Annotated in this window: 27 protein-coding genes; 21 read left to right on the forward strand and 6 right to left on the reverse strand. The window is 62.6% G+C overall.

The genetic code is table 11. The annotated features are described in order from the left end of the window. Positions 1–114 precede the first annotated feature (114 nt). From EOA78_RS10200 to soxA, 8 genes are read left to right on the forward strand one after another with little or no spacing between them, the layout of a single operon-like run. Positions 115–585, forward strand: coding sequence for a (2Fe-2S)-binding protein (locus EOA78_RS10200; protein ID WP_127315046.1), 471 nt, complete (start codon positions 115–117; stop codon positions 583–585). An 11-nt stretch (positions 586–596) separates the two neighbouring features. After that, positions 597–2,771, forward strand: coding sequence for a molybdopterin cofactor-binding domain-containing protein (locus EOA78_RS10205; protein WP_127315047.1), 2,175 nt, complete (start codon positions 597–599; stop codon positions 2,769–2,771). Beyond that, the gene (locus tag EOA78_RS10210; RefSeq protein ID WP_245477449.1) at positions 2,758–3,102 is read left to right on the forward strand and encodes a c-type cytochrome; all 345 of its coding nucleotides are present in this window, start codon (positions 2,758–2,760) and stop codon (positions 3,100–3,102) included. Before EOA78_RS10205 ends, EOA78_RS10210 begins: the two co-directional genes overlap by 14 nt. Continuing rightward, entirely contained in the window at positions 3,089–4,351 is a 1,263-nt protein-coding gene (locus EOA78_RS10215; RefSeq protein WP_127315048.1) for an NAD(P)/FAD-dependent oxidoreductase, read from the forward strand. The genes EOA78_RS10210 and EOA78_RS10215 overlap by 14 nt, the downstream gene beginning before the upstream one ends. Then, complete coding sequence (gene soxX, locus EOA78_RS10220) at positions 4,351–4,800, forward strand: sulfur oxidation c-type cytochrome SoxX (protein WP_127315080.1); 450 nt, start codon at positions 4,351–4,353, stop codon at positions 4,798–4,800. The genes EOA78_RS10215 and soxX overlap by 1 nt, the downstream gene beginning before the upstream one ends. Positions 4,801–4,802: 2 nt before the next feature. Continuing rightward, complete coding sequence (locus EOA78_RS10225; protein ID WP_127315049.1) at positions 4,803–5,285, forward strand: SoxY-related AACIE arm protein; 483 nt, start codon at positions 4,803–4,805, stop codon at positions 5,283–5,285. Next, a complete protein-coding gene (soxZ, locus tag EOA78_RS10230) occupies positions 5,285–5,605 on the forward strand; it encodes a thiosulfate oxidation carrier complex protein SoxZ (protein ID WP_127315050.1) in 321 nt (106 codons plus the stop codon). The genes EOA78_RS10225 and soxZ overlap by 1 nt, the downstream gene beginning before the upstream one ends. Continuing rightward, entirely contained in the window at positions 5,605–6,384 is a 780-nt protein-coding gene (soxA, locus tag EOA78_RS10235; protein ID WP_127315051.1) for a sulfur oxidation c-type cytochrome SoxA, read from the forward strand. The genes soxZ and soxA overlap by 1 nt, the downstream gene beginning before the upstream one ends. Positions 6,385–6,531: 147 nt before the next feature. On the opposite strand, the gene EOA78_RS10240 is transcribed toward soxA, so the two are convergent. The 4 genes from EOA78_RS10240 to EOA78_RS10255 form a co-directional block, all read right to left on the reverse strand. Beyond that, positions 6,532–7,731, reverse strand: a complete 1,200-nt coding sequence (locus EOA78_RS10240; protein ID WP_127315052.1) for a mandelate racemase/muconate lactonizing enzyme family protein — start codon at positions 7,729–7,731, stop codon at positions 6,532–6,534. Positions 7,732–7,748: 17 nt separating this feature from the next. Beyond that, positions 7,749–9,110 (reverse strand): mandelate racemase/muconate lactonizing enzyme family protein, encoded by a 1,362-nt coding sequence (locus tag EOA78_RS10245; protein WP_127315053.1) that lies wholly within the window; start codon positions 9,108–9,110, stop codon positions 7,749–7,751. Between the two features lie 64 nt (positions 9,111–9,174). After that, positions 9,175–10,341: a mandelate racemase/muconate lactonizing enzyme family protein gene (locus EOA78_RS10250; RefSeq protein ID WP_127315054.1), complete on the reverse strand. Its 1,167-nt coding sequence runs from the start codon at positions 10,339–10,341 to the stop codon at positions 9,175–9,177. Between the two features lie 56 nt (positions 10,342–10,397). Beyond that, positions 10,398–11,108, reverse strand: a complete 711-nt coding sequence (locus tag EOA78_RS10255) for a GntR family transcriptional regulator (protein ID WP_065007934.1) — start codon at positions 11,106–11,108, stop codon at positions 10,398–10,400. Between the two features lie 211 nt (positions 11,109–11,319). Here EOA78_RS10255 and EOA78_RS10260 point away from each other — a divergent pair, with 211 nt between their 5' ends. From EOA78_RS10260 to EOA78_RS10290, 7 genes are all read left to right on the forward strand, one after another. Continuing rightward, on the forward strand, positions 11,320–12,795 hold the full coding sequence (locus EOA78_RS10260; RefSeq protein WP_127315055.1) for a sugar ABC transporter substrate-binding protein: 1,476 nt from the start codon (positions 11,320–11,322) through the stop codon (positions 12,793–12,795). Positions 12,796–12,861: 66 nt separating this feature from the next. Then, on the forward strand, positions 12,862–13,821 hold the full coding sequence (locus EOA78_RS10265; protein WP_127315056.1) for a sugar ABC transporter permease: 960 nt from the start codon (positions 12,862–12,864) through the stop codon (positions 13,819–13,821). Further along, entirely contained in the window at positions 13,818–14,708 is an 891-nt protein-coding gene (locus EOA78_RS10270) for a carbohydrate ABC transporter permease (RefSeq protein ID WP_077373699.1), read from the forward strand. Before EOA78_RS10265 ends, EOA78_RS10270 begins: the two co-directional genes overlap by 4 nt. A 10-nt stretch (positions 14,709–14,718) precedes the next feature. Next, complete coding sequence (locus tag EOA78_RS10275; RefSeq protein WP_127315057.1) at positions 14,719–15,816, forward strand: ABC transporter ATP-binding protein; 1,098 nt, start codon at positions 14,719–14,721, stop codon at positions 15,814–15,816. 32 nt (positions 15,817–15,848) lie between these two features. Beyond that, on the forward strand, positions 15,849–17,012 hold the full coding sequence (locus EOA78_RS10280) for a mandelate racemase/muconate lactonizing enzyme family protein (protein ID WP_127315058.1): 1,164 nt from the start codon (positions 15,849–15,851) through the stop codon (positions 17,010–17,012). Between the two features lie 23 nt (positions 17,013–17,035). Continuing rightward, entirely contained in the window at positions 17,036–17,785 is a 750-nt protein-coding gene (locus EOA78_RS10285) for a ribonuclease activity regulator RraA (RefSeq protein ID WP_127315059.1), read from the forward strand. Between the two features lie 3 nt (positions 17,786–17,788). Continuing rightward, positions 17,789–18,007, forward strand: a complete 219-nt coding sequence (locus tag EOA78_RS10290) for a hypothetical protein (protein WP_127315060.1) — start codon at positions 17,789–17,791, stop codon at positions 18,005–18,007. 20 nt (positions 18,008–18,027) lie between these two features. On the opposite strand, the gene EOA78_RS10295 is transcribed toward EOA78_RS10290, so the two are convergent. After that, a complete protein-coding gene (locus tag EOA78_RS10295; RefSeq protein WP_127315061.1) occupies positions 18,028–18,906 on the reverse strand; it encodes a GNAT family N-acetyltransferase in 879 nt (292 codons plus the stop codon). Positions 18,907–19,154: 248 nt separating this feature from the next. Here EOA78_RS10295 and argE point away from each other — a divergent pair, with 248 nt between their 5' ends. The 5 genes from argE (at position 19,155) to EOA78_RS10320 (ending at position 24,307) form a co-directional block, all read left to right on the forward strand. Next, entirely contained in the window at positions 19,155–20,279 is a 1,125-nt protein-coding gene (gene argE, locus EOA78_RS10300) for an acetylornithine deacetylase (RefSeq protein WP_127315081.1), read from the forward strand. 17 nt (positions 20,280–20,296) lie between these two features. Beyond that, a complete protein-coding gene (locus tag EOA78_RS10305; RefSeq protein ID WP_127315062.1) occupies positions 20,297–21,220 on the forward strand; it encodes a glyoxylate/hydroxypyruvate reductase A in 924 nt (307 codons plus the stop codon). Positions 21,221–21,234: 14 nt separating this feature from the next. Next, positions 21,235–21,591, forward strand: a complete 357-nt coding sequence (locus EOA78_RS10310) for a cupin domain-containing protein (protein WP_127315063.1) — start codon at positions 21,235–21,237, stop codon at positions 21,589–21,591. 176 nt (positions 21,592–21,767) lie between these two features. Next, positions 21,768–22,811, forward strand: coding sequence for a tartrate dehydrogenase (locus EOA78_RS10315; RefSeq protein WP_127315064.1), 1,044 nt, complete (start codon positions 21,768–21,770; stop codon positions 22,809–22,811). A gap of 20 nt (positions 22,812–22,831) precedes the next feature. Then, positions 22,832–24,307: an NAD-dependent succinate-semialdehyde dehydrogenase gene (locus EOA78_RS10320; protein ID WP_127315065.1), complete on the forward strand. Its 1,476-nt coding sequence runs from the start codon at positions 22,832–22,834 to the stop codon at positions 24,305–24,307. A 103-nt stretch (positions 24,308–24,410) separates the two neighbouring features. Here EOA78_RS10320 and EOA78_RS10325 read toward each other — a convergent pair whose 3' ends face one another. After that, positions 24,411–25,100: a haloacid dehalogenase type II gene (locus EOA78_RS10325; protein WP_127315066.1), complete on the reverse strand. Its 690-nt coding sequence runs from the start codon at positions 25,098–25,100 to the stop codon at positions 24,411–24,413. Positions 25,101–25,420: 320 nt separating this feature from the next. Between EOA78_RS10325 and EOA78_RS10335 the strand changes: the two genes are divergently transcribed. Continuing rightward, a complete protein-coding gene (locus EOA78_RS10335; protein WP_127315068.1) occupies positions 25,421–26,263 on the forward strand; it encodes a GNAT family N-acetyltransferase in 843 nt (280 codons plus the stop codon). Positions 26,264–26,274: the final 11 nt, after the last annotated feature.

Below are 26,274 nucleotides of genomic sequence, written 5' to 3' on the forward strand. Positions count from 1 at the left end.
TTCCGCCTAACTTGGCCTCGTCGCTAGCCCGGACTTCCGGTCTTTGCCGCCAGGCCATGCCGCGCGGCATCCGGACGGCGGTCCTCGCCAGCCTTTGATCGAAAGGATTGCACAATGGCCAGATTGATCATCAACGGCACGCCCCGTGACATCGAGGTCGATCCGGATAAGCCGCTGCTGTGGGTGATCCGCGAGCAGATCGGGCTTACCGGGACGAAGTACGGTTGCGGCGTTGCCGCCTGCGGCGCCTGCACCGTCCATATAGACGGCGTCGCCACGCGCTCCTGCGTACTTCCGGTGAGCGCGGTCGAGCCGGACCAGCAAATCACCACTATCGAAGGGCTTTCGCCAGACAGTTCACATCCGGTCCAGCAGGCTTGGCTTGCGCTCGATGTGCCGCAATGCGGCTACTGCCAGGCCGGCATGATCATGGCTGCGGCGGGCCTGCTCATGCAGAACCCGAACCCCGCGGACGAGGACATCAACGCCGAGATCACAAATATCTGCCGCTGCGGCACCTACAACCGGGTGCGCGCCGCGATCAAGCTGGCCGCCAAAAGCGGCGAAGCCACGCAGCGCGGTTGAGGAGATCAGTCATGAACGCCATAATTTCCATCTCCCGCCGCAGCTTCGTCATCGGCGTGGCCTCCACGGCCGGCGGCATGTCTCTCGGATTCAGCGTACCGTTCATCAAGCCGGCACTTGCCGAGGGCGCCGAGACCGCGCCGGAGATCAATGCCTGGGTGGTGATCAGGCCCGACGATACGGTTGTCATCCGCATCGCCCGTTCCGAGATGGGGCAGGGGACGCTGACCGGCCTGGCGCAACTCGTCGCCGAGGAATTGAATTGCGACTGGTCCAAGGTCACGACCGAATATCCGTCGCCGGCCCAGAACCTCGCACGCGACCGCGTGTGGGGCAATTTCTCGACCGGGGGCAGCCGCGGTATCCGCGAGTCGCACGAGTATGTGCGCATTGGTGGCGCCGTTGCGCGCGAGATGCTGATTGCTGCAGCGGCCGCCGAATGGGGCGTGCCGGCCAGCGAATGCACCGCAAGGATGGGCATTGTCACGCATGCAGCATCGGATCGCGCCACCTTTTATGGACAGTTGGCCGCCGCCGCCGCGCGGATGACGCCGCCCGCCAACATCACGCTGAAGGACCCCAAGGATTGGACCATAGCCGGCAAGCCGCTGCCGCGGCTCGACACGGCCGACAAGCTCAACGGCAGCCAGGTCTACGGTGTTGATCTCAAGCTGCCGAACATGCTCAACGCGGCGATCCGGGCCTGTCCGTATTTCGGCGGCAAGGTGGAGAGCTTCGACGCGGCGGCGGTCGCAGGCATGCCCGGCGTGCGCACCGTCGTTCAGGTCGACGAAACCGCCGTTGCCGTTGTCGCCGACACGTGGTGGCGGGCGAAGACCGCTCTCGATGCCTTGCCGGTCGTCTGGGACGAAGGTCCCAACAGGCAGGTCACCAGCGCATCGATCGCGGCGATGCTCGAAGAGGGGCTTGGCGCAAATGACGCCTTCATTGGCGCCGAGAAAGGTGACGCCGGTGCTGCCCTGTCCGCGGCCGGCCGGACGGTCACGGCGACCTATGCCTTCCCCTACCAGAACCACGCGACCATGGAACCGATGAACGCGACGGCGCTCTACACGCCGGAGCGCTGCGAGGTATGGGTGCCGACCCAGAATGGCGAGGCGAGCCTTGCTGCAGCGGCCGAGGCCGCCGGCCTGCCGGTGCAGCAATGCGAGGTGCACAAGATCCATCTCGGCGGCGGCTTCGGCCGGCGCGGTAACTTCCAGGACTATGTGCGCCAGGCGGTCAGCATTGCCAAGCAGGTGTCGGGAACGCCTGTAAAGCTCATGTGGTCGCGCGAAGAGGATATGCTGCACGGCGCCTATCACCCGACCACCCGATGCCGGCTGACGGGCGCGCTCGACGCGGACGGCAACCTGACCGCTCTGCACATGCGCATATCCGGCCAGTCGATCCTTGCCGCAGTGCGGCCGGAAGGCATGCAGAACGGTATGGACCCGGTGGTCTTCCAGGGCCTCGTCCTCGCCGGCACGGAAGGCACGCTGGGATATTCGGTGGACAATCTGCTTGTCGACCATGCGATGCGCAACCCGCCGATCCCGCCAGGATTCTGGCGCGGCGTGAACCTCAACCAGAACGCGCTCTACGTCGAGTGCTTCATGGACGAACTCGCCCATGCGGCCGGCGTCGACCCGCTCGCCTTCCGCCGCAAGCTGATGGCCAAGCATCCGAAGCACCTCGCCGTGCTGGAGGGGGTTGCCGACCGGATCGGCTGGGACACCCCGCCCGCAGCTGGCGTTCACCGCGGCCTGGCGCAGATCATGGGCTTCGGCAGCTATGTCGCTGCGGCAGCGGAGGTTTCGGTCACCGACGGGCAGCTCCGTATCCACCGCATCGTGGCGGCCACCGACCCCGGTCATGTCGTCAATCCCGCACAGGTGGAACGGCAGGTCGAGGGCTCCTTCGTCTACGGCCTTTCCGCCTGCATTTACGGCGAGTGCACGGTCAATGGCGGCCGCATGGAGCAGGAGAACTTCGACAGCTACGAGGTTCTGCGCATGGCCGAGATGCCGGAGGTGGAGACGATCATACTGCCGTCCGGCGGCTTCTGGGGCGGCGTCGGCGAGCCGACCATAGCGGTCGCCGCGCCAGCCGTCCTCAATGCGATCTTCGCCGCCACCGGAAAGCGCATCCGCACGCTGCCGTTGAAAAACCATGACCTCGCATGACATGAGGCGCTCGAAGAACAGGCGCGGCAGACGATCGTTCGTGCCCGTTCTGCTTGCGGGGCTCGTGGCCAGCGCGTCGGCGTGGGCCGACGCGGCCCGTGGTGCGACGGCGTGCACCGGCTGTCACGGGCCGGCGGCGCTCGGCTCAGCCATCCCCTCGCTCGACGGCCATGCGGCCGACGACATCATTGCCCAGATGCAAGCCTTCCGCTCCAGTGAGCGCAAGGCGACGGTCATGGACCGCATCGCCAGGGGATTTACCGAGGAGGAGACGCGCGCCATCGCAGAATGGCTCGCCAAACCGGAGGCGGCACGCCATGCCCAGCCGTAGAGCCCTGATCGGCGGCGCGGCGGCCAGCGTCGCCGCGGCCGTCCTTGCCGCGCCGCAGGTGCGCGCACAGGCGCAGCCCCGCGTGATCGTGGTCGGCGGCGGCTTTGCCGGGGCAAGCTGCGCCCGCGCACTGAAGCAGCTGGATCGCGACCTTGCCGTGACGCTGATCGAGCCAGAGAGCGCCTATCTGGCCTGCCCGTTTAGCAATGCCGTGCTAGCAGGGCTGCGTGGCATCGAGGCGCAGACCTTCGGCTATGACCGGTTCGGCGACATCGGCCTCATCCGCAAGCGCGCTGTCGCCGTTGATGCCGAGCGCCGGCGCGTTCGGCTGGATGACGGTACTGACATCGGCTACGTCAGACTGGTGCTGGCGCCCGGCGTCGACCTGCGCTTCGACGCATTGCCGGGCTACGACGAAGCGGCGGCGGAGATCATGCCGCATGCCTGGAAGGCGGGGCCGCAGACGCTGCTGCTGCGCGACCAGCTCGCGGCGATGCCGGAGGGTGGGGTGGTCATTCTCTCCGCGCCAGCCAATCCGTTCCGTTGCCCGCCCGGGCCCTACGAGCGGGCAAGCCTGATCGCGCATTACCTCAAGACCAACAAGCCACGCTCCAAGCTGATCATTCTCGACGCCAAGGACGCCTTTTCGAAGCAGCGGCTGTTCGAAGCGGCCTGGGGAGAGCTCTATCCCGGCCTGATCGAATGGGTGCCGCTGTCCGCGGGCGGCAGGGTGACGGAAGTGGACACGGCGACAAGGACGCTGGTGACCGAGTTCGGCGATCACAAGGCCGATATCGCCAACGTCATCCCGCCACAGCGTGCGGGCAGGATCGCGCAGTTGGCCGGCGTTGCCGACCAGACGGGCTGGTGTCCGATCGACCCGGTCACCTTCGAGTCCCGCCTGCAGCCGGCGATCCACGTCATCGGCGACGCGGCGATCGGCGGGGCGATGCCGAAATCCGCCTTCAGCGCCAACGCCCAGGCAAAAGCCTGCGCCGCGGCGGTCAGCGCGCTGGTCAGGGAGCGGCAGCCGGGGCAGCCGAAGCTCATCAACACCTGCTACAGCCTGGTCGCGCCCGGCTACGGCATTTCGATCGCCGGCGTCTACCAGCCGCGCGACGGCCTGCTTGCCGAGGTGGAGGGTGCGGGCGGCACCAGTCCGCTCGAAGCACCGCCCTCCGTTCGCGAACTGGAAGCGGCCTATGCGGAGGACTGGTTCCGAACGATCACCAGTGAAGTGTTCGGATGATGAGGGTGGCTTGCCTCGCTCTTATGGGATTGCAGCTTGCGGCCTCGCCCGGTGCCGGCGAGGAGATGGGGTCTTATGTCGTGACCGGCGATGCGATCATGGAGCCTCTGGTCGGCGGCAAGGGTGATCCGGCGCGCGGCGCCACGCTGATCTCGGACCGGCAGCGCAGCCTCTGCACGCTCTGCCACAGCGGCCCGTTTCACGACGCGCATCTGCACGGCACGCTGGCGCCCGACCTGACCGGCGTCGGGGCAAGGCTTTCGGAAGGCCAGATCCGGCTGCGTGTGGTCGACATGAAGCGGCTCGTGCCGAACACGATCATGCCTTCCTACTATCGGGTCGCGGATGAGCAAGGCCGGCGTGTCGCCACAGTCTGGCGCAGCAAGCCGATCCTGAGCGGCGCCGACATCGAGGATATCGTCGCCTATCTCACCACGCTGAAGGGGTGATTATGCACAAAGACCCGCTTCGAGTTTATGGAGGCTTGGTCGGACGGCGGCAGTTTCTTCGGGCCGGCATGACCGGTCTGCTGGTGATCAGTCTGCCGCGCTGGGCTGTAGCCCGTCCGAGCCTTGAGGACGCGATCCGGACCTTCACCGGGGGAACCGACGTCCTCGACGGCCGCGTCCGGCTCGATCTGCCACCCCTGGTCGAGAACGGCAACGCGGTCGGGATCACAGTCGCCGCCGAGAGCCCGATGACCGCGGACGACCATGTCCGGCGCATCGCGGTCTTCAACGAGAAGAACCCGGAGGCGAATGTCGCGGTTTTCCACCTCGGGCCACGCACGGGCCGCGCCACCGTCTCGACGCGCATCCGGCTCGCGACCTCTCAGGTGGTGGTGGCCGTTGCGGAGATGAGCGACGGCAGCTTCTGGTCGAGCCGGGCGAGCGCCATCGTCACGCTGGCCGCCTGCATCGAGGATCTCTCATAATGGCACGCGCGCTCGTCAATGTGCCGAAAGTGGCCAGGCAGGGCGAGGTCGTCGAGATCAAGGCGATGATCGCCCATCCGATGGAAACCGGCTATCGTATCGGCCCGAACGGCTCCAACATCCCTCGCGACATCATCCGCCGCTTCGCCTGCACGTACAACGGCGAGGAGGTGTTTTCGGCCGATCTCTTTCCAGCGGTGTCGGCCAATCCGTTCATTGCTTTTACGCTCGTTGCCACGACGAGCGGCACGGTCGGGTTCACCTGGACCGACGACACAGGAAGGAGGCAAACGGCGTCCGCCATGATCACGGTGAACTGATGCATGCGCTCTGGCGGCTGGCAGCCCTCGGTGTCGCCGCTATTTGCGGCATCGTCTCTGCCGCCGGCACCGAAGACAGCGCGAAGCGCTCCGGTTTCGACTTTATGACGCCGGAGACGCAGGCGCTGCAGGCCGACGACACGAGCAACCCCGGCATGCTGTGGGTGCTGCAGGGCGAGCAGCTCTGGCAGCAGGCGGAGGGCAGGGCGGATGTCGCCTGCGCCGGCTGCCATGGCGATGCTTCCCAGACGATGCGCGGCGTTGCCACCCGCTACCCGGCCTTTGACGAGGCGATGGAACGGCCGATCGACCTTGCCGGGCGTATCAACTCCTGCCGAGCGGAGCGGCAGCAGGCCGAGCCGCTGACACCAGAATCTGACGCGTTGCTCGCCCTGACGGCCTATGTGGCGCATCAGTCGCGCGGCATGCCAATCATACCGGCGACCGACGCCCGGCTGGCGCCGTTTCGCGACAACGGCCGGCGCCTGTTCCAGAGCCGCATCGGCCAGCTCGACCTCTCCTGCGCCTCCTGCCACGACGACAATTGGGGCAAACGGCTCGGCGGCAGTGTCATCCCGCAGGCCCATCCGACGGGCTATCCGCTCTACCGACTGGAGTGGCAGACGATCGGTTCGCTGCAGCGGCGCCTGCGCAACTGCATGATCGGGGTGAGGGCCGAGCCCTTCGCCTTCAGCGCACCCGAACTCGTCGAGCTGGAGCTCCATCTGATGGAGCGGGCCCGCGGCCTGCTGGTCGAAACGCCGGCGGTCCGGCCGTGATGCCGGCCGGCGAGACGCTTCGAGAGGTCACTCGGTGGCTCGCGAGCGTCGAGATAGGCCGTTAGCCTGAGTTGTACACCCCCTAGCTCGTGTGCGTTCTGTGCTGTGGGTCTTCCGCGTGGTGCAGGGTGGCGCAAGAAGGATGGTTCAGTCAAAGAAGCCCGCATCGTCTTCCCTGAGATACCTCCTGGCTGCCTCTGCGTCGATATCGAGGCCCAGCCCCGGCGCTTCCAGCAGGTCCACCATGCTGTCCTTCACGATCTGCGACGGCAGGCCGATCACAAGGTCTTCCCACCAGGGATCGGAGGCGCTCGGGTATTCGAAGGCGATGTAGTTGGCGGGCAAGGTGGCGCAGACATTGATCAACGCGCCGAGACCGAGCAGGCCGTTCGCCGTGCCGTGCGGCGCCATCAGGATCGAGTGCATATGGGCGTGCTCGGCTACCCATTTCAGCTCGGCGATGCCACCGATATCGGCCGGGTCCGGACCGATGATACGGACCGCCTGCGTTTCGATCAGCTCCTTGAAATTATGGCGCAGGTAGATCTGCTCGCCGGTATGGATTGGCGTCGAGGTGGAGGTGGTCAGCTCCCGATAGGCCTGCGGATTGACCCACGGCACGTAGTCGCCAGTCAGCATGTCCTCGAGCCACATCAAATTGTACTTCTCGACCGCGCGAGCGAACTTGATCGCATCGGGCAGCATCCAGCCCGGGCCGCAGTCGAGCGCCAGGCTCACCTTGTCGCCCAGCACTTCCTTCATCGCGATCACGCAGTCGAGCATGTGATTGAAACCCCGCTCGCTGATCACGCCTTGATCCATGGCACCGTGATAGCCAGCCTTCTTCTGCGTCACGCCGTAGTGGAAGCCCTCAATGGTGTCCTTCATGTTGGAGTGGAACGAGATTCCTTGCTTGATCATGAAGAAGTTCTGCGGCTGCTCCATCATCCATTTGACGTCAGCGGCGTAATCCTCCGGCCGGTCGCCCGTGCGTTTCTGGCGGACCGAGCCGTTGTAGACGCGCACCTTGTCGCGCACCTTGCCGCCGAGCAGTTTGTAGGCTGGCACGCCTGCGGCCTTGCCGGCAATGTCCCATAGCGCATGCTCGATAGCGCTTACCGCCGCGCCATAGGGCTTGAAAGAGCCGCGTTGACGGATCTTCAGCATCACCCGCTCGACGTCGGTCGGGTCCTCGCCGATCAGCGCCTCGCGAAAATGCAGGACCCAGGGCTTGAGGTAAGGCTTGGTGTACTCGACCTCGCCCAGGCCATAGAGGCCCTCGTCGGTGACGACGCGAACGATGGGGTGCTTGCCGATGACGGCACAGCGGAGATCTGTGATCTTCATCTTCGGTTCCCTTTGCCTCAGCTCCAGGTGCGATCCCAGGAATACTCGTTGTCCCAGTGACCCGTGGGCTGCCAGATGCCGCTGACACCCGGCTGGAGATGCTGCGAGATCACCTCGTCGACGACGTCGTCAATCCCCAGGCCCGGCTTGTCGGGAACAGTGATAAAGCCGTCCTTCACGAGCGGCTTGGGAATTCCGGTGACGATATCGTCCCACCAGTCGACATCGGCAGAGTGGTATTCGAGCGCCATGAAGTTTTCGGTCGCGGTCGCTAGATGTGCCGCGGCCATTGCGGCGATTGGACTTTCGGCCATATGGATGGCCATAGCGACGCCGTGGTCCTGCGCCATGTCGCCGATCTTCTTGGTCTCGAGGATGCCCCCGCTGGTGAGCAGGTCCGGGTGGATAACGGAGAGGCCGCCGCTCTTGAGCAGAGGCTCGAAGCCCTCCTTGAGGTAGATGTCCTCGCCGGTGCAGATCGGCACCGTGGTGGCGTCCTGCAGTTGTCGGTACTGCTCGGTGTACTGCCATGGGATCACATCCTCGAGCCAGGCTGGCACATATTTTTCAATCCGCCTGGCGAGGCGAATACCGTTCTGCAGTGAGATGTGGCCGACGTGGTCGATGGCGAGCGGAATATCCATGCCGATAACGTCGCGAACCTCGGCAATGTACTGCTCAAGCAGGTCGAGGCCCTTGTCGGAAAAATGGAGGCCGGTAAACGGGTGGGGGACGTTGTGCAAATCGTAGGCGGCGTTGCGGGCGCGCCGCTCTTCAAGAGTCTTGACCGGGCCGCGGCCGGGCTGGACGCGGTACCCTTCAAGTGAGCCGGCAGGAGACACGACCGCACCGGGTACATCCGCGATCTGCATCAGCCCCAGATCCATCTTGAGGAACGTGAAGCCGAGCGCCATGCGCTGCTTGAGGCGCTTGCCGGTCTCGGTGCCGCTCGGCACGGTAGCGTCGGTATCGCAATAGAGGCGCACCTTGTCCCGAAACCTGCCGCCGAGCATCTGGTAGATGGGCACGCCATAGGCCTTGCCGGCGAGATCCCACAACGCGATTTCGATCGCCGAAACGCCGCCGCCTTGCCGGCCGTGTCCGCCGAACTGTTTGATCCGGCGAAACAGGCGGTCGATGTTGCAAGGGTTCTCGCCAAGCAGCCGGCTCTTCAGCATCAGCGCGTAGGTGGCGCTGGCGCCGTCGCGCACCTCGCCAAGTCCGACGATGCCCTGGTTGGTGTAAATCTTGAGCAGAGTTGAGGTGAACGGCGCGCCGACGATTTCGGCTACCCGCATGTCGGTGATGCGAAGCTTGGACGGCTTAGAGTTCGTGTTCACCCGATTGAGCGCCTCGTCGGCCTCACTCGTTTCTGGCATGACATATCCTCATTCTGGTCGGCGGGGCTTGTCGCCCAGTACGCTGTGCCGGCATAGGGCGTTGCTAGCCCAGCTCAATCTCATGGGCCTGCAGGTAGTCGCGGTTCATCTCAATACCGAGACCAGGCCTCGACGTCAGCTTGAGGCTGCCGTTCGAATTGTCGAGTGGTCGGTCGATGAGGTGATCGTATTTGCCCAGGTTCCACTCCGAGGTTTCGAGTTTGTAAAAGTTAGGAACGGTCATCATCACCTGCGCTCCCGCAGCGACGTTGATCGGTCCCGCGGCGTCATGTGGCGAGACCGGGACGTAATAGGCTTCGCATAGGGCAGAAATCTTCTTGAGTTCGGTAATGCCGCCGGTCCAGGTGACGTCCGGCATGATGTAGTCAGCGAGCCTGTTCTCGAGGACCGGCACGAAATCCCACTTCGTGTGGCCGCGCTCGCCCCACGAGATGGCGGCACTGACCTTTTCACGCACCTGCTTGAGGGCGTTGAGGCTCTCGGGCGGGCAGGGCTCCTCAAACCAGTCGATCTGGCCGGCTTCCTCGAGGCTCCGACAGAGGCGAATGGCGGTGGGAACGTCGAAGCGGCCATGCGCATCGATGAGAATGTCGACATCGGGCCCCGCCGTTTCGCGGATCAGAGCCGTGAGTTCGGCGGCTTTACGCTCGTCCTTGCGGGTCATGCTGCCATCGAGGTAGCCGTCCCGCTGTTCGCGGGGCAGGCCATCGGCGCTGCGGCCCTGGTGGGGGTACGGATCGAACTTGAGCGCAGTGTGTCCGGACTCGACGATGTCTAGAATTTCGCGGACCACAGCCTCCTTGCTGGTGAATTTGGCCTGGTTGGGATGGGTGTAGAGCGCGATTTCATCGCGTACTGGTCCGCCCAGCAGCTCGTAAATCGGCTTACCGAGGACTTTGCCCCGGATGTCCCAGAGGGCTATATCGATGGCGCTCACGCATTCGACGGCGGCGCCGCGGCTGCCCATGTAGGTGAAGCTGCGAAAAATCTTGTGCCAGAGATGCTCGATACGCGCTGGATCCTCGCCTGTCACGGCCACACCGATCTGCCGCAGGATCGTGCAGAGAGCGCGGTTGGCGAGCCTTGTAGTGGTGGTGATCTCTCCCCAGCCACTTACCCCCTCGTTGGTTGTCACTTCGACGAACAGGAATTCTCCCCAATAAGAAGCATCGGACTTGATCAGCCACGGCCGAATGCTCGTGATTTTCATCTCAATTCCTTTATCTGAAATGGTCAGGCTAACGATGTTCGACTGGACCTTCGTTCCTATCCGGCCCGAGCGGCGTTGCGCGCACGCATCTGTTCGAGAATATGCCGGCCGGAACCCTCGACGTGGCGGGAAACGAGTTCGGCCGCCTTGTCCGCTTCTCCCGCTTTTACGTGCGCGATGAGTTCGCGGTGCTCGCGAATGATCGCGGCACGCCGCGCGAGCGTGAAATTGAAACGCCGGCTCACGGCTCGGAGCACTTCACGATGCTTCCACCAAAGTTCGGCGGCATGGCGGTTATAGTGCCGCTGGTACATCACGGTGTGGAAAGCGGTATCCAGCTCGCTGTGCCTGAATGTGTCGGCAAAGTTGTTCTCTTCAATCAAGCCTTGGAGACGTTCTAGTTCGGCGATGTCCTCGCCAGTCGCCATATTTACAAACCATCGCGTCAGGGCCGGCTCAATCAGAACACCGATTTCATAGATATCCCGGACAAAATCCTGATCTATGGGTCGGACGCGCGCCCCGCGGTTGGGGAGAAAGATGACAAAACCCTCCCCGCGCAAGAGCTGCAGGGCCTCGCGCACGGGGTTGGTCGAGGTGCCGTGACGCCGGGCGAGATCGGTAACCACAAGCCGTTCATTGGCGGCGAGCCGTCCCTCAATGATGTCTTCCCTGATCAGTTCATAAAGCGAGGCGCCCTCGCTGGATGCCCCGATTGGATCAGTGCCCACAGGTGGCATCGCTTTGAAATCGCTCATTTCGGCCAAGGCCGGCTCCCCTAATCAATACATACCCTGCCCGATATCACACACGGTTTCCGCAAACAATGTACGATCCGACGCGTTGACAGGCAATCCACGATCTGAAAACGTACAAAATGATCGAAGGGATACATAGAGCAGAAAGGCGTCCCGCGGTCGAACGAGCTAGACCGCTTTGCCTTTGCGCAGGGCGGCATGCAGAACAGGGAGGATACCTATGACGAGGATTACGCTCGGCAGTGCGGTCCTGCGCGGCACTGTCGCCACTGCTTTGATGGCATCGCTGATGTCCACATCGGCGCTCGGTGCGCCGGTCGACCTCAGCAAATGGTCGCCGGAATATGTGCGCTCCATTGCGGGCACACAGGATTTTGACACGGCGGCCGATTGCGCCAAGGTCACCCCCCTCGACTACAAGGGGCGACTGACCTTCTGGTATCAGGGCGTCTTCGAGGGCGACCCCGACCTCTTGCGCCAGTACTACAAAGATTTCTTCGAGACCTTCCGCAAGACCTATCCGAACATCCAACTCGAGGAACAAGCCCTCACCTATAACGACCTTCTTGACAAGTTCCGCACGGCGCTCCTGGGCAATGCAGCGCCGATGGCGGTCCGCCTGCAAATCCTGGGTGGTACCGAGTTCGCCTCAAAAGGCTATCTGCAGCCGCTCAAACCCGAGGATGTGGGGTATTCCACCGAGGACTTCTGGCCCGGCGCCATGAAGGCCGTGACCTGGGAGGGGGTGACCTACGGCATTCCAACCAACAACGAGACGATGGCGTTCATCTGGAACGCCGACATCTTCAAGCGTGCTGGCCTCGATCCGGACAAGGCTCCGGCAACCTGGGACGACGTCGTCAAGTATTCCAAGCAGATCCACGACAAGCTAGGGATTGCCGGCTACGGCCTCGTGGCTCGCAAGAATGCCGGCAATACGCCGTACCGCTTCATGCCGCAGCTGTGGGCCTATGGCGGCGGCGTCTTCGACGAAGCCACCGCGAACCCGACCTATGAGGAGGTCAAGCTCGATAGCCCGCAGAGCAAGGCCGCCCTGCAAGCATCGTACGATATGTATGTTCGCGACAAGTCGGTTCCGGTTTCGGCGCTCACCAACCAGCAGGCCGATAACCAGCCCCTGTTCCTCGCCGGCCAGCTCGGCATGATGATCTCGCACCCGTCCGACTACGACGTCATGCTCGACCTGCAGAAGAAGGCGACGGGCGCCGACAAGGATAAGGCGCAGACCGTCATCGACAACATGCGCTACGGCCTGATTCCCACTGGCCCCGACGGCAAGCGCGCTGTCGTTTTCGGCGGCTCGAACATTCACATCCTGAAGCCCGAATATGTCGAGGGCGGCAAGGTCGACGAGCCGGCCGCAAAGGCTATCATCTGCATGTGGACGAGCCCTGAATGGTCGCTGAAGATGGCCTACGCCGGCTCGAACCCGGGCAACCTTAACGGCTTCAAGACCAAATGGATGAAGGAACGTCTGGACAACATCAAGTTCCTCGACGTGACGACCTCGATGCTGCCATATGGCATCCCGTTCCCAGCGCTGCCGCAGGCTCCCGAGATCATGAACATCATCGTCCCGGACATGCTGCAGAATGCCCTGACCGGAGCGATGACAGTCGACGAGGCAGCGGACGACGCGGCCAGGAAGGTAAGAGACCTGATGGGCGGACTCTAGTCCAGGCCTGACCGGCTGCACCGATAGTGCAGCCGGTTCGTTCAGAAGAAATAAGGGCGCGCCAAAGTGACGATCGTGACCGGCAAGGCCGAGGCTCGCCGAAGATTGCAATCCGGCAGGTCCAGCGTGCTACGCCAGATATGGGAGCATCGCGCTGACTACGCGTATGTGCTCCCTGCGATTGCAGTGATGCTCGTCGTCATCGCCTATCCGATCTACTACACGATCGAGCTGTCGTTCTTCAAGACGCCGCCTGGCCTGCAGCTCCGCGACAAGACCTTCATCGGCTTCGACAACTACACGACCATCCTCACCAGTGAGGTGTTCTGGAGAGTCACCTGGAACACTCTGATCTGGACGCTGGGCTCCACTTTGATTGCCTTTGTCCTTGGGTTTGCCACCGCGCTGGCGCTCCACCGCGAGTTTGTCGGCCGCGGTGTGCTGCGCGCAATCCTGATCATTCCCTGGGTCATCAGCGCGGTCGCCGCCTCCTATATCTGGAAGTGGATCTATCATTCGGACTTCGGGATCATCGGCGCTGTGCTGGTCGGCCTCGGATTGGCCGACCGACCGCCGAATTTCATCGACAGCGTCAACACGGTTCTGCCTTCCCTGATCGTCGTCAATATCTGGCGCGAGTTTCCGTTTGCCATGATCATGATGATGGCCGGCCTTCAGACCGTGCCCGAGCAGTTGCTGCGCGCCGCGCAGGTCGACGGCGCCAGCGCCTGGCAGCGCTTCTGGCACGTCACGTTCCCGCACTTGCGCAACGTCTCGACGGTGACGATCCTGCTGCTCGCGGTGGCCAACTTCAATTCCTTTATCATCCCCTGGATCATGACCGGCGGCGGGCCGTCCAACGCATCGCATATCTGGATCACCCACATTTATGAGCTCGCCTTCGGCCGGCAGCGCTGGGGCGTGGCATCTGCCTATTCGGTGCTCCTGTTCCTCACCCTGATGACGCTCGGCTACTTCTACGTCCGTGCGCTAAGCGGCAACGAGCGGCAAGAGGGGAGCGCATGAGCACGACTGCCGAGACAGCTCCGCGAAGCCTGAGCCGTCGCCGGATGCGCGTCGACGGATGGCGGTGGACCGGGCGCATCTTCCTCGCGTTCATGCTGCTTTACACCGCGGTGCCGATGATCTGGATGCTGATCACCTCGATCAAGTCCGGGTTCGCGGCGTTGCAATTCCCGCCGCAATGGTGGCCGGACGAACCTACCCTCGCCAGCTATGAGAAGCTGCTCGATCCCCAGAACAGCGTCGGCCAGGACTTCCTCCGCTTCTTCTGGAACAGCCTTTTCGTGTCGACCGTCACGACAATCCTCTCAGTGATCGTCGCCGTCCCTGCGGCCTACGCGTTTTCGCGCTTCAGTTTCCCCGGCCGGAACTTCCTGTTCTTTGCCGTGCTGCTGCGCAACATGTTCCCGGCGGTGATCTTTCTCGTGCCGCTGTTCATCCTGATGCGCCTGCTCGGGTTGATGAACACGCATGGCTCGCTGATTCTCACCTATCTCACCTTCGGCCTGCCGCTGGCGATCTGGCTGCTCAAGGGCTTTTACGACAACATTCCGGTGCAGCTCGAGCAGGCGGCGCGCATCGATGGGGCAACGCGGTTTCAGGCCTTCATCTTGATTGTGATGCCGCTCTCGACGCCGGGGATCATCGCTACCGCGATCTACTCGTTCATCGGCGCGTGGAACGAGTACATCTACGCCTACACCTTCCTCACCAAGAACGACCAGTTGACACTGCCGGTCGGCATCCAGCGCTTCTTCTCGGAAAATACGACGGACTTTCCGGGCCTGATGGCGGCCAGCTTCATGATGAGCGTGCCCGTCGTGGTGCTGTTCCTCGTCCTGCAACGATACTTCGTACGCGCCCTTACCGAAGGCGCGGTCAAGCACTAGGGAGTTGCCGATGGCCCACGTGGTCCTCAAAGATCTCGTCAAGTCCTATGGCAGCTTCAAAGCTGTCAACGACGTGTCGCTGACGGTCAATGACGGCGAGTTCGTTGCGCTCGTCGGCCCTTCAGGCTGCGGCAAGACAACCACGCTCAATCTCGTCGCGGGGCTGATCCCGATCACATCGGGCGACATCGTCATCGGGGACCGGGTGGTGAACGACCTCGACCCCAAGGACCGGGACATCGCAATGGTGTTCCAGAACTACGCGCTCTATCCGCAGAAATCGGTTTACAAGAATCTGGCGTTCCCGCTGCAGATGCGCAAACTGCCCAGGGACGAGATCGACAAGAAGGTCAAGGAAGCGGCGCGAGTGCTCGACATGACGCACCTGCTCGAGCGCAAGCCACGCGAACTTTCGGGCGGGCAGCAGCAACGGGTGGCCCTGGGCCGTGCGCTTGTCCGCGACCCCGCCGTGTTCCTGATGGACGAGCCGCTCTCTAACCTCGACGCCAAACTGCGCGTGCAGATGCGGTCTGAGATCAAGCGCTTCCACCAAGACCTCAAGGCAACGATCATCTATGTGACCCACGACCAGCTCGAAGCCGTGACCATGGCCGACAAGATGGCGGTGATGAACGGCGGCTACCTGCAGCAATACGATTCACCGGCGCAGGTCTTTGCCCATCCCGTCAACATGTTCGTAGCCAGCTTCATAGGCAGCCCGTCGATGAGCCTTATCCCGCTGCAGGCATCGACGGCAAACGGCAACGCTGTGTTGACCAGCGCGGAGGGCTGGAGCTTTGAGCTCTCGCCGCGCAACGTCCAGAAGGTCGCAAGGGCAACGACCAGGAAAGTCGTGCTCGGCGCGCGTCACTCGACGATCAAGCTGCGCAAGAGCGCGGTCCCCGGTGCCATTCCGGCCAAGGCCTACACGGTGGAGCCGACCGGAGACGTCACGTTCGTGCAGGCGTTCCTGTCCGGTGCCATCGTCAACGTCAGCGTGCCGCCCAACATTGCCGTCGCGCCCGATGAACAGATCTGGCTCGAGTTCGACCAGGAGCGGATGCATCTGTTCGACGGCGAAACCGAAATGGCCCTCAAGGCCAACTGAGGCAGGGCGGATGCGTTTGGAACGTGGCGTGGATGACTACGAAGCTTAAGATCACCGCGATCAAGCCCTATCCAGTATGGGTAGGAACGCGCAACCAGATGCTCGTCAAGGTCGAGACCGACCAAGGCATCTTCGGCTGGGGTGAGAGCGGCTTGAGTGGTCGCGAGAAAGCGGTGGCCGGCGCGGTCGAGCACTATCGCGAGTTTCTCATCGGCCGCGACCCGATGCAGATGGGCCGGATCTGGCAGGAGGTTTATCGCAGCCAGTACTTCGAAGGCGGACGAGTCCTGCAAGCGGCGACTTCCGCCATCGACATCGCCCTTCACGACATCAAGGGCAAGGCGCTGGGAGTGCCGGTCTACGACCTGCTAGGCGGCAAGCAGCGCGACCGCATCCCCACCTTCGCCTCGACCGGAGACGAAGCCGAAGGCGACGTTGCCATCGAGCGAGCCCGCGAGCTACGCGCACAGGGGTGGCAGGCGATCCGCTTCTTCCCCACCGGTCAAAGCAGCAGGGACATCTTCGAGCCGCGCGAGTCGATCGGCACTACCTCGAGTATGCTTAACAAGGCACGCGAGGCGCTGGGCGACGACGTCGTCCTCGGCATAGACTATCATCATCGGCTGTCGGTGGCCGAGGCGGCGAGCTTCTGCAACAAGCTCGGTCGCGGCGTGCTTGATTTCATCGAAGAGCCGATACGGGACGAGGCACCGGAGGCCTACGAATCCCTGCGTACGATGACCGACATCCCCTTTGCCATCGGCGAGGAATTTGCCAGCAAGTGGCAGTTCCTGCCTTACATCGAGCGTGGCATCCACCAGTTCAATCGGCTCGATGTTTGCAATGTCGGCGGGCTTACCGAGGCGATGAAAGTCGCTGGTTGGAGCGAGGCGCACTATGTGGATCTGATGCCGCACAATCCCCTTGGTCCGGTGTGCACGGCCGCGACCGTGCATCTCGCCGCTGCGGTACCCAACTTCGCCTGGCTCGAGACCAGGGAACCCGAAACAAAGCTGGGCTTCGACAATTCCGACTTCTTCCCTGTGCAACCACGGCTCGACGGGACCGACTATCCGGTCGGTGATCTGCCGGGGCTCGGCGTCGAGGTCAACGAGGAGGCGATCCAGGCGGCGAGCTTTCGTTTTTGGGAAGCACCTCACCTTAGGCGCCGCGACGGTTCTGTTACGAACTGGTAGTTCCCTTTCAACCGGAGTCAACGATGACACATGCTCCCGACATCACGCGGCCGCCAAAACACCTGATCGACGCGCTAAGGGAGATCGGCGCCGCGACAGTTGCTGGCACGCTTGGCCACATGGGTTTTCGCAATCCGCACATGGTGGGACCGGTGGCGCAGAACCACGGGAAGTCGATCGTCGGGCCGGCGCTGACGCTGCAGTTCATGCCACAGCGGCCGGACCTGTTCACCGAGGGAGAATATGCCGATCCAGAGACGCAGCTGCATCGGCACGTGCTTTATCACGCACAGGAGGGCGATGTAGTCGTGGTCGATGCGCGCGGCGACATGAGCTCGGGCGTCTTCGGCGATATGATGTCGACGTATTTCAAAGGCAGGGGCGGCGCGGGCATCGTCATCGATGGATGCATGCGCGACCGGCCCAATGTTGAAAAGCTCGATCTGCCCCTATGGCTGCGCGGCTGGACGCCAAATTATCATGTGCAGACCAGCATCTATCCCAATGCCGTCAACGTTCCGATTGCCTGCGGCGGTGTCACGGTGATCCCCGGTGACATCATCGTCGCCGACGACGACGGGGTGGTGGTGCTCCCTGTCGCAATGGCGCCGACGGTAATCGAAGAATCACAGAAGCATCACGATTGGGAGGAGTTCTCGCGAGTGAAGCTCATGGAGGGCGGGCCGTTGCAACGCTACTATCCGCTGCATGACGACGCCCGTGGGGAGTACGAGGAGTGGCGCAAAACAAACCGCTCGGAGGACCCGAGTTAGCGCATGGATTACCCTGCGGCAGGCGGCAGACCTTCTGGCGGTAACGCCGGCACCTACGCAAAAGGCCTCTTCAAATGCCGCGAATATCTCTACAGGCTGCCCGTCAATCCGGAGCCCGGTCAGAAGCTTTCCCGGGCGCAGTATCTCGACTACGCGGAGCGCGTCGAGAAAAGCTCGGTCGTGAAGGTCAGCCGCCGACCATGGTGTTCCATCGCTGCTTGACGGCGATAGCGTGCTTGCATTCAACTCAAGGCGTGGCTGGCCAATCCATAGACCCATGGTCCGTTGCTTTCCCGGTTCAGAAACCGGCGGCCTTTGGACATTGTCGTCACGGTCTCGGCAACGCCGAGGCTGCTCTGCTGAAGGAACTCGGCAAACACGCCATCCCTCTCGCGCGTATCGACGCGCGCGAATCGACCTGCCAGCTTCTTCAGATGGACGGCGGTGAGATGGACCGCGTCCTGATCGCTCCGAGCCACAATGGGGCCAATCACGTGGCCGCGCCCGAACTCGCGACACATGGAATAGCCAACGACCTCGCCGCCACGACTCAAAGTGGCGATTGAGGCATCGTCCGAGAGCAGCGCAAGCAGCCTTGCACGGTTTGTCCCGAACGCGCGCGCGTCCAGCGCGGTGATGTCGCCGAGCCTGTCGCTAGGCAGGTCATTTAGTTCACCGTCGAGAGCTGGCATCGGCGGGAGTGTTTCGGGGACCTGTCCCTGGCGCATATAGTCGATCGCCTCGCTCGTGAAGCCGAGTGAAATATACAGAGGATAGGCGGGATGAGTTGCATTCAGGGCCAGATTGCGATCCCCGCACTGCTCAAGGACCTGTTCCATGAGCCATCGGCCACCTCCCTGCGCCTGTGCGCGGGGCGTCGTGATCACAAGACCAATGGTGGCAAAATCGTCCCCGTGGGGAAACCACATCGCGCTTCCGAAGACGCGCCCAATTCCGTCAACGGCGACGATGCCGTGGCCGGCGCGGCGCAACAAATCCCAATCCTTGGGGCGATGCGGCCAGCGGACAGAAATCGATAGTGCATGCAGCAGCTCAACGTCGACATCATTGATGTCCCGCGCGACCAGTTCAAAGGATTTCAGGCGCACTGATCTCTGCATCTCAGTCGATCCGCTCCTTCAACCAATGCCCAGCGTCGCAAGCAATGGCGTTCAATCCCGTCGTCGACGCCATGTCGCGACAGGCCTCATTTGCCGCAGCTTTACACGGGAAAGCCAGCAGGTTTCGCTGGTTCGGGGCGTTTTTTCGCAATCTTCAGCCAAAGCACGACGCGATTCGGCAGGGAACACTGCTGCCTACGGATAGGCTGGTCGCACCCGGTGACAATGTGCAAGCAGAGCGGACCGCCATGAACGTGGAAGAAATCCTCGCGACCCTGATTGCATTTCCCTCTGTTGTGGGCGCCCCAAACGGCGCGATCGTCAATTGGATCCGCGACTACTGTCAGGCAGCGGGAGCCGAGGTGACGGTTCTTCCTGGTCCCGAGGGCGACCGGTCCAACCTCTTCGTCACGATCGGCCCGCGCGAGGGTCGGGGCTACATCATCTCCGGACATGTGGATGTCGTGCCGGCCGGCGAGCCGGAATGGAGCTCGGATCCGTTTGTCCTGCGCCGCGAGGGCGGCAGGCTTTACGGCCGCGGCGCCACCGACATGAAGGGCTTTCTCGCCTGCGCATTGGCCGCGCTCCCAGAACTTGCGGCGATGAACCTGCGGCAGCCGATTCATCTCGCATTCTCCTACGATGAAGAGGCGGGGTGCCGTGGCGTGCCGCATCTCTTAGCTGCGTTGCCAGGCCTATGCGAGAGGCCGCTTGGCGCGATTGTCGGCGAGCCGAGCCGGATGCGGCCGGTGCGCGCGCACAAGGGGAAGGCCGCCGCGCGGCTCGAGGTGGTCGGGCGATCCGGCCATTCGTCTCGCCCCGATCTCGGACTCAATGCCGTGCACGCCATGGCCGGCGTCATCACGCACGCCGTGGCCTATGGCCAATCCCTCGCCGACGGACCGCTCGATGAAGATTTCGAGCCGCCATATTCTTCGTTGCAGGTGGGCGTCATCGCCGGTGGACAGGCGGTCAACATCATCGCTGGCCACTGCACTGCCGATATCGAGGTACGTGCCGTGCCGGGCGTTTCTCCATCCTCCCTGCTTGAGCCGGTCAAGTCTGGGCTTTTTGCCCTGCGCGACAGCGGCTTCGAGGTAATTTGGCACGAGTTGAGTTCCTATCCCGCCCTTGCACCCGCGAAGGGGAGTGAGCTAGCGGCGGTTCTGACCGAGCTGACGGGGCAGGAGCCGCTCACAGCGGTCAGTTACGGCACGGAGGCCGGGCTTTATCAGCAGGCCGGTATCGATGCGATCATTTGCGGCCCCGGCGACATCGGCCGTGCTCACCGTGCCGACGAATATATCGAGACCGGTGAACTCGCCGCTTGCCGGAAGATGATCCACGGGCTCGGCGCGCGTCTCGCGGCCTGAGGGAAGGGGCGGTTTCCATGGCGTTTCTTTTCAATTCCGATGCCGCGCGTGCTGCGGTGTTCCGCGAGATCTTCGCGCGCGAGCTCCCGGAGCTGGAATTCTTCCATTCCGGCGAGGAGTTGGAGCCGGAGAAGGTGCGCTATCTCATTACCTGGACAGTGCCGGACGAGATCTCGCGCTACCGCAATCTGGAAGTGCTGTTCTCCATCGGAGCGGGCGTCGACCAGTTCAAGCAGGACGTGGTGCCGAGCCATGTGAAGCTTGTGCGGATGGTCGAGGATGGCATCATCCGCATGATGCAGGAATACGTCGCGCTAGGCGTGTTGGCGCTCCACCGGGAGCTGCCCACCTATCTCGAGCAGCAGAAAAGGTGCCTCTGGCAACCGATTGCCGCTCGACAGGCGGCCGAACGCCGGGTTGGCTTCCTCGGCCTTGGCATGCTGGCGCAGGCGGCTATCGAGCGCTTGAAGCCGTTCCAGTTTCCACTTGCCGGGTGGAGCCGCAGCGAAAAGCGGGTAGAGCGCGTGGCCTGTTTTCATGGCGCGGACCAACTCGCGGGCTTTCTGAAGCAAACGGATATTCTCGTCTGCCTGCTGCCGCTGACGGAACAAACGGGCGGCATGCTCGATGCAAAGCTCTTCGACCTACTGCCCGCCGGGGCGCGGCTGCTGCATGTCGGCCGAGGTCCGCAACTCGACCAGGCCGCGCTGATCGACGCGCTCGACACCGGTCACGTATCTGCGGCGATGCTTGATGTCACTGATCCAGAACCGCTTCCGGAACACCATCCGCTGTGGTCGCATCCGAAGGTGGTGATAACGCCGCACATCGCCTCGGTGACGCAACCTCATACGGCGGCGCAATCCGCCGTGGACAACATCCGCCGCCACCGCGCCGGGAAGGCTCTGATCGGCCTCGTCGATCGGAGGCTCGGCTATTAACAAGGAAACCTCACATGTCACTTCTGATCACTGTCGACACAAATCCCGCCTTCACGCCGAAGGAGGCATTGCCGCTGCCGGAGCGACTCATTTCCGGCACTCCATCCTTCAAGACCTGGGCGCAGGATGCCTCGAAAGGTGAGGCGGTTCTGACCGGCGTCTGGGAGGCGACGCCCGGCGAGACGCATTCGATCAAGGGCACCACCTACGAGTTTTGCCACATCATTTCGGGTGTGATCGAAATCGAGGAGAAGGGAGGCGAGACAAAGACCTATCGCGCCGGCGACAGCTTCGTGATGAAGCCCGGTTTCGTCGGCGTCTGGCGCACGATCGAGACCGTGCGCAAGATCTACGTCTGCGTTTATGACTGAGTTCAATGCTCAAGGTCCGGCCGAATAGAGCGCGTGGCTGTTCCAGAACAAACGACTTTTAAAGTTCCGCCTGATGAGATTCGACGCCGTCGGGCGGCTCATCCTCGACGGAAAATGCGGCGCGCGGTCCATTATTGTTCCGATGAAACGCTAGTGCGAATGAGGACCTCCATCAAATGACGACCTACAACATAGCGCTCATCCCCGGCGACGGCATCGGCAAGGACGTGACCGATTCGGCATGGCAGGTGATGCAGGCGGCGGCAAAACGGGGCGGTTTCGCCCTTGATGGCAAACGCTTCCCATGGTCCTGCGCCTACTACCTGGAAACCGGCGCAATGATGCCGCCAGACGGCATCGAGACACTTCGGAAATTCGATGCGATCTACCTGGGCGCTGTGGGGTGGTCCGCGGAAGTGCCTGACTCAGTATCGCTACACGGGCTGCTCCTGCCGATCCGGAAAGGGTTCACGCAGTACGCCAACATACGACCGCACAGGCTGTTGCCGGGCGTCCAGGGGCCCCTCCGATCCGATGGCTTCGACATCCTGTGCATACGCGAGAATACGGAAGGCGAATATTCCGGCGCCGGCGGGCGCGTCCATTCCGGCACGGCCAATGAGGTCGCGATTGAGACAGCAATCTTCACGCGTCCGGGTGTCGAGCGGATCATGCGTTTCGGTTTCGAACAGGCGCGGGCGCGCCGCAAGAAGCTCGCATCTGTGACCAAATCCAACGCGCAGAAACATTCCATGGTTTTCTGGGATGAGGTGACGCGCGAGATAGCGAAAGACTATCCCGATGTAGAGGTCTCGCACTACCACATCGACGCCATGGCTGCCCGCATGGTGCTGGCGCCTGAAAGCCTCGACGTAATCGTCGCCTCGAATCTGTTTGGCGACATCCTCACCGATATCGGAGCGGCGATCCAGGGCGGGCTGGGTTATGCCGCCTCTGCCAATATCAATCCCGATCGCAGCGCACCTTCCATGTTCGAGCCTGTCCATGGGTCGGCGCCCGATATCGCGCATCTCGGCGTCGCCAATCCGATCGCCGCGATCTGGTCCGGTGCGATGATGCTCGAGCATCTGGGCGAGCGGCATACTGCGGCAGAAGTGATGTCAGCAATCGAGTCCATTACCGCGCAGGGCATAGGCACGATCGCAGGCAAGGACCGGACTGAAACCATCACGCGAGCCGTGCTTGCGGCATTGAGCTGAAAGGGCAGAGGAAAAAGACCATGAATGCGATCACGAGGATTGGCACCTTTAACGATACGGACCTGTTCCGCCAGCAGGCCTTGATTGGCGGTGTCTGGCGGGAAGCGGACACAAAGGCCGTCGCCGAGGTCACCAACCCTGCCAGCCTGAATGTTCTCGGCACCATTCCGGACATGGGGGGCAACGAGACCAGGGCCGCGATCGGCGCTGCGGCCGAGGCATTCAGGAGTTGGAAGAAGAAGACTCATGCCGAGCGCGGGGGACTGCTGGAACGCTGGCACGAACTCATTCGCCGGCATGAACAGGATTTGGCGCTTCTGCTGACGCTGGAACAGGGCAAGCCGCTTGCCGAGGCGCTCGCGGAGATCCGCTATGGCGCGTCGTTCGTGAAATGGTTTGCGGAGGAGGCGCGCCGGATCGGTGGCTCGACCATTCCGTCACCCACTGCCGATCGCCGCATTCTGGTTCTCAAGGAAGCAGTCGGCGTCTGCGCCGTCATCACCCCGTGGAATTTCCCCAACGCGATGATCACGCGCAAAGTCGCCCCCGCGCTGGCTGCCGGCTGCACGGTGGTGATCAAGCCGTCCGAGTTCACACCATTTTCGGCGCTCGCGCTCGGCGTCCTGGCGGAGCGAGCGGGCATCCCGGCAGGCGTTATCAACATCGTAACCGGCATGCCGGCGGAGATCGGCAAAGAGCTGATGGCCAACGAAACGGTGCGCAAGATCTCCTTCACCGGTTCAACCCGCGTCGGCGCGCTTCTGATGAAGGGCGCCGCCGACGGCATCAAAAGGCTCAGCCTCGAGCTCGGCGGGAACGCGCCTTTCATCGTCTTCGATGACGCAGATCTCGATCTCGCTGTCGAAGGGGCGGTAAACTCCAAATTTCGCAATGGCGGCCAGACTTGCGTCTGTGCCAACCGCATTCTCGTGCAGGCAGGCATCTATGAGGCGTTTGCTGCGAAGCTCGCCAGCCGAGTTGCAGAGATGAAGGTTGGCGCCGGTACAGAGGAGGGCGTCGTGATCGGGCCGATGATCAATGGTGCCGCCATCGAGAAGATCGAGCGGCATGTCGCCGATGCTTTGGAGAAAGGCGCCCGGATAATTGCCCGGAGCGAAGCAGTGCCGGAAGGGAAACAATACGCCCGGCCTATTCTGCTTGGCGACGCCACGACCGAAATGCTGCTGGCGTCGGAAGAGACGTTCGGGCCCGTTGCGCCGTTGTTCCGTTTTGAAAGCGAGGAGGAAGCAATTGCGATCGCCAATGGAACACCCTTCGGCCTTGCCGCCTATTTCTACACGGAGAACCTCAAACGATCGTGGCGTGTCGCCGAGGCGCTGGAGTTCGGTATGGTCGGACTCAACACCGGTCTGATCTCGACAGAGGTCGCGCCGTTCGGCGGTGTGAAGCAGTCGGGGCTGGGGCGCGAAGGATCGCAGCTGGGGATTGAGGAATATCTGGAGGTCAAGACGCTCCACGTCGGCGGGTTGCATTAGAGGCTTTTCCGGAATGTCAAGAGCGAGACCAGCAATGCGAAAGGGGCGGTCGAACCGCCCCTTTCGCATTTGATACTTCGGATGCCGCGATGGCCGGCCCGCTTCAAGCAACTTCCCGAATGGGCTCCAGGCCGACGGCGGCGGCCAGCTCGCCGATACCCTTGATCTCGGTGTACTCGTAGAAGGGATTGGCGGGCTCGTGGCCGCGGTTCACCCAGACCTTGCTCTTGATGCCGAGGTCGTAGGCGGTCATCAGGTCGTAGCGGAACGAGGAGGAGACATGGGTAATGTCCTCCGGTCCGCAGCCAAGCTTGTCGAGCATGTATTCGAAGCCCTGCATCCGCGGCTTGTAGGCGCCGGTCTCCTCGGCGGTGATGACCATGTGGAACGGCGCGCCCAGCTTTTCTACGTTCGACATGATCAAGCTGTTCATGGCGTTCGACAGGATCACCAGCGGAATCTCCTTGGCGACCTTGGCCAGACCCGCCGGCACATCCGGATGCGGACCCCATGTCGGCACTTCCTCATAGATGCGCTGGGCATCCTCGGGCCGGAATGCGATGCCGTTGCGCTTGCAGGTGCGTTCCACGGAATTGTGCACGACATCGAGGTAGGGCTTCCAGGCGCCAAGAACCTCGTCCAGGCGATAGGCGGCGAAGTCCTTGATAAACTGCGTCAACGCCGCAGGCGAAAGCTGCGAGCCGTAGACGCGCCGCGCGGCACCGGCCATATCGAAATTGGTGAGCGTGCCGTAGCAGTCGAAGGTGATGTATTTCGGTCTGAAAGTCGACATGGCGACCATCCTCCTAGTTTTCTCGGCACAGCCTGCCTGTACCACAATCACCATAGTCGGAGATCTGGAGGACTAACGGCCGCATTCGCCGCGACCTGAAGCAGATCGTTTCGTATTGCATCGCCGGTTTGGCAGAGAGTTGCGCCAGGTGTCCTTTTGAGCTTTTGGAGCAGCGCGGCCTGTCGGCCATGCTTCGGCAGAAGATGCGGCGCGAGCGGCGAAGGATAGTGAAAACGCGTGGCGCATGGCTGCCGGTCGGGAGGAACTGCTGTCTTTGGTGGTCTACCGTTAGCACCTGAAGACGAAGGCCGGAATTCATCATGACCACGCGACAGATCATTCTTGAAGAGATGACACCGGGGCACCTGGAAGGTGCTGTCGAGTTGTCTCGCCAAGTTAAATGGCCGCATCGCCGCGAGGATTGGGAGCTGGTCCAGTCGGTCAGCCGGGGGATCGTCGCTCTGGAAGAAGAACGCGTGGTGGCGACCATCATGATGACCCCCTATGGCGACGATGCCGCCACCATCAACATGGTGATCGTCGATGCGGCCATGCGCGGCCGCGGACTCGGCCGAAAGATGATGGAAGAGGCGCTTGCCAAGGCGGGTGAGCGCACATGCTATCTGGTGGCGACACAGGAAGGGCTCCCGCTTTATGAGAAGCTGGGTTTTGTCGCGACTGGCAAGATCGTGCAGCACCAAGGCGTGGCGCCGTCTGTCGACGCACTGGACCATGTATCCTGGAGCGAGAGCGCCGATCATGGCCGCCTCGTGGCGCTGGATCGCGCGGCGTATGGATATGACCGTTCGGCGCTGATGCAGCTCTTGCGAGAGCGGGCGAAGTTCGCCGTTGTTCGTGACGAAGGCGAAGTCCAGGCCTTTGGGGCGATCCGCCCGTTCGGTCGAGGCTTGGTCATCGGCCCAGCGGTGGCGAGAAACGGTACCGAAGCCAAGGCGCTGATCGACTTTCTGCTCGCCCATCACCAGGGCAGGTTTGTCCGTATCGATACGGATGGTTCCACAAATCTCGCTGAATGGCTCACCGGGCGCGGGCTCGCGCACGTCGGCGGTGGGATCACGATGCGACGCTCCATGGCCACGCACAAAGAAAGCAAGCCCGCGCATCACCGCACATATGCGTTGGTCAGTCAGGCACTCGGTTGAATCGGAGGAAG

This window comes from Mesorhizobium sp. M5C.F.Cr.IN.023.01.1.1 (assembly GCF_003997585.1).
Taxonomy (GTDB): Bacteria; Pseudomonadota; Alphaproteobacteria; order Rhizobiales; family Rhizobiaceae; genus Mesorhizobium; species Mesorhizobium wenxiniae.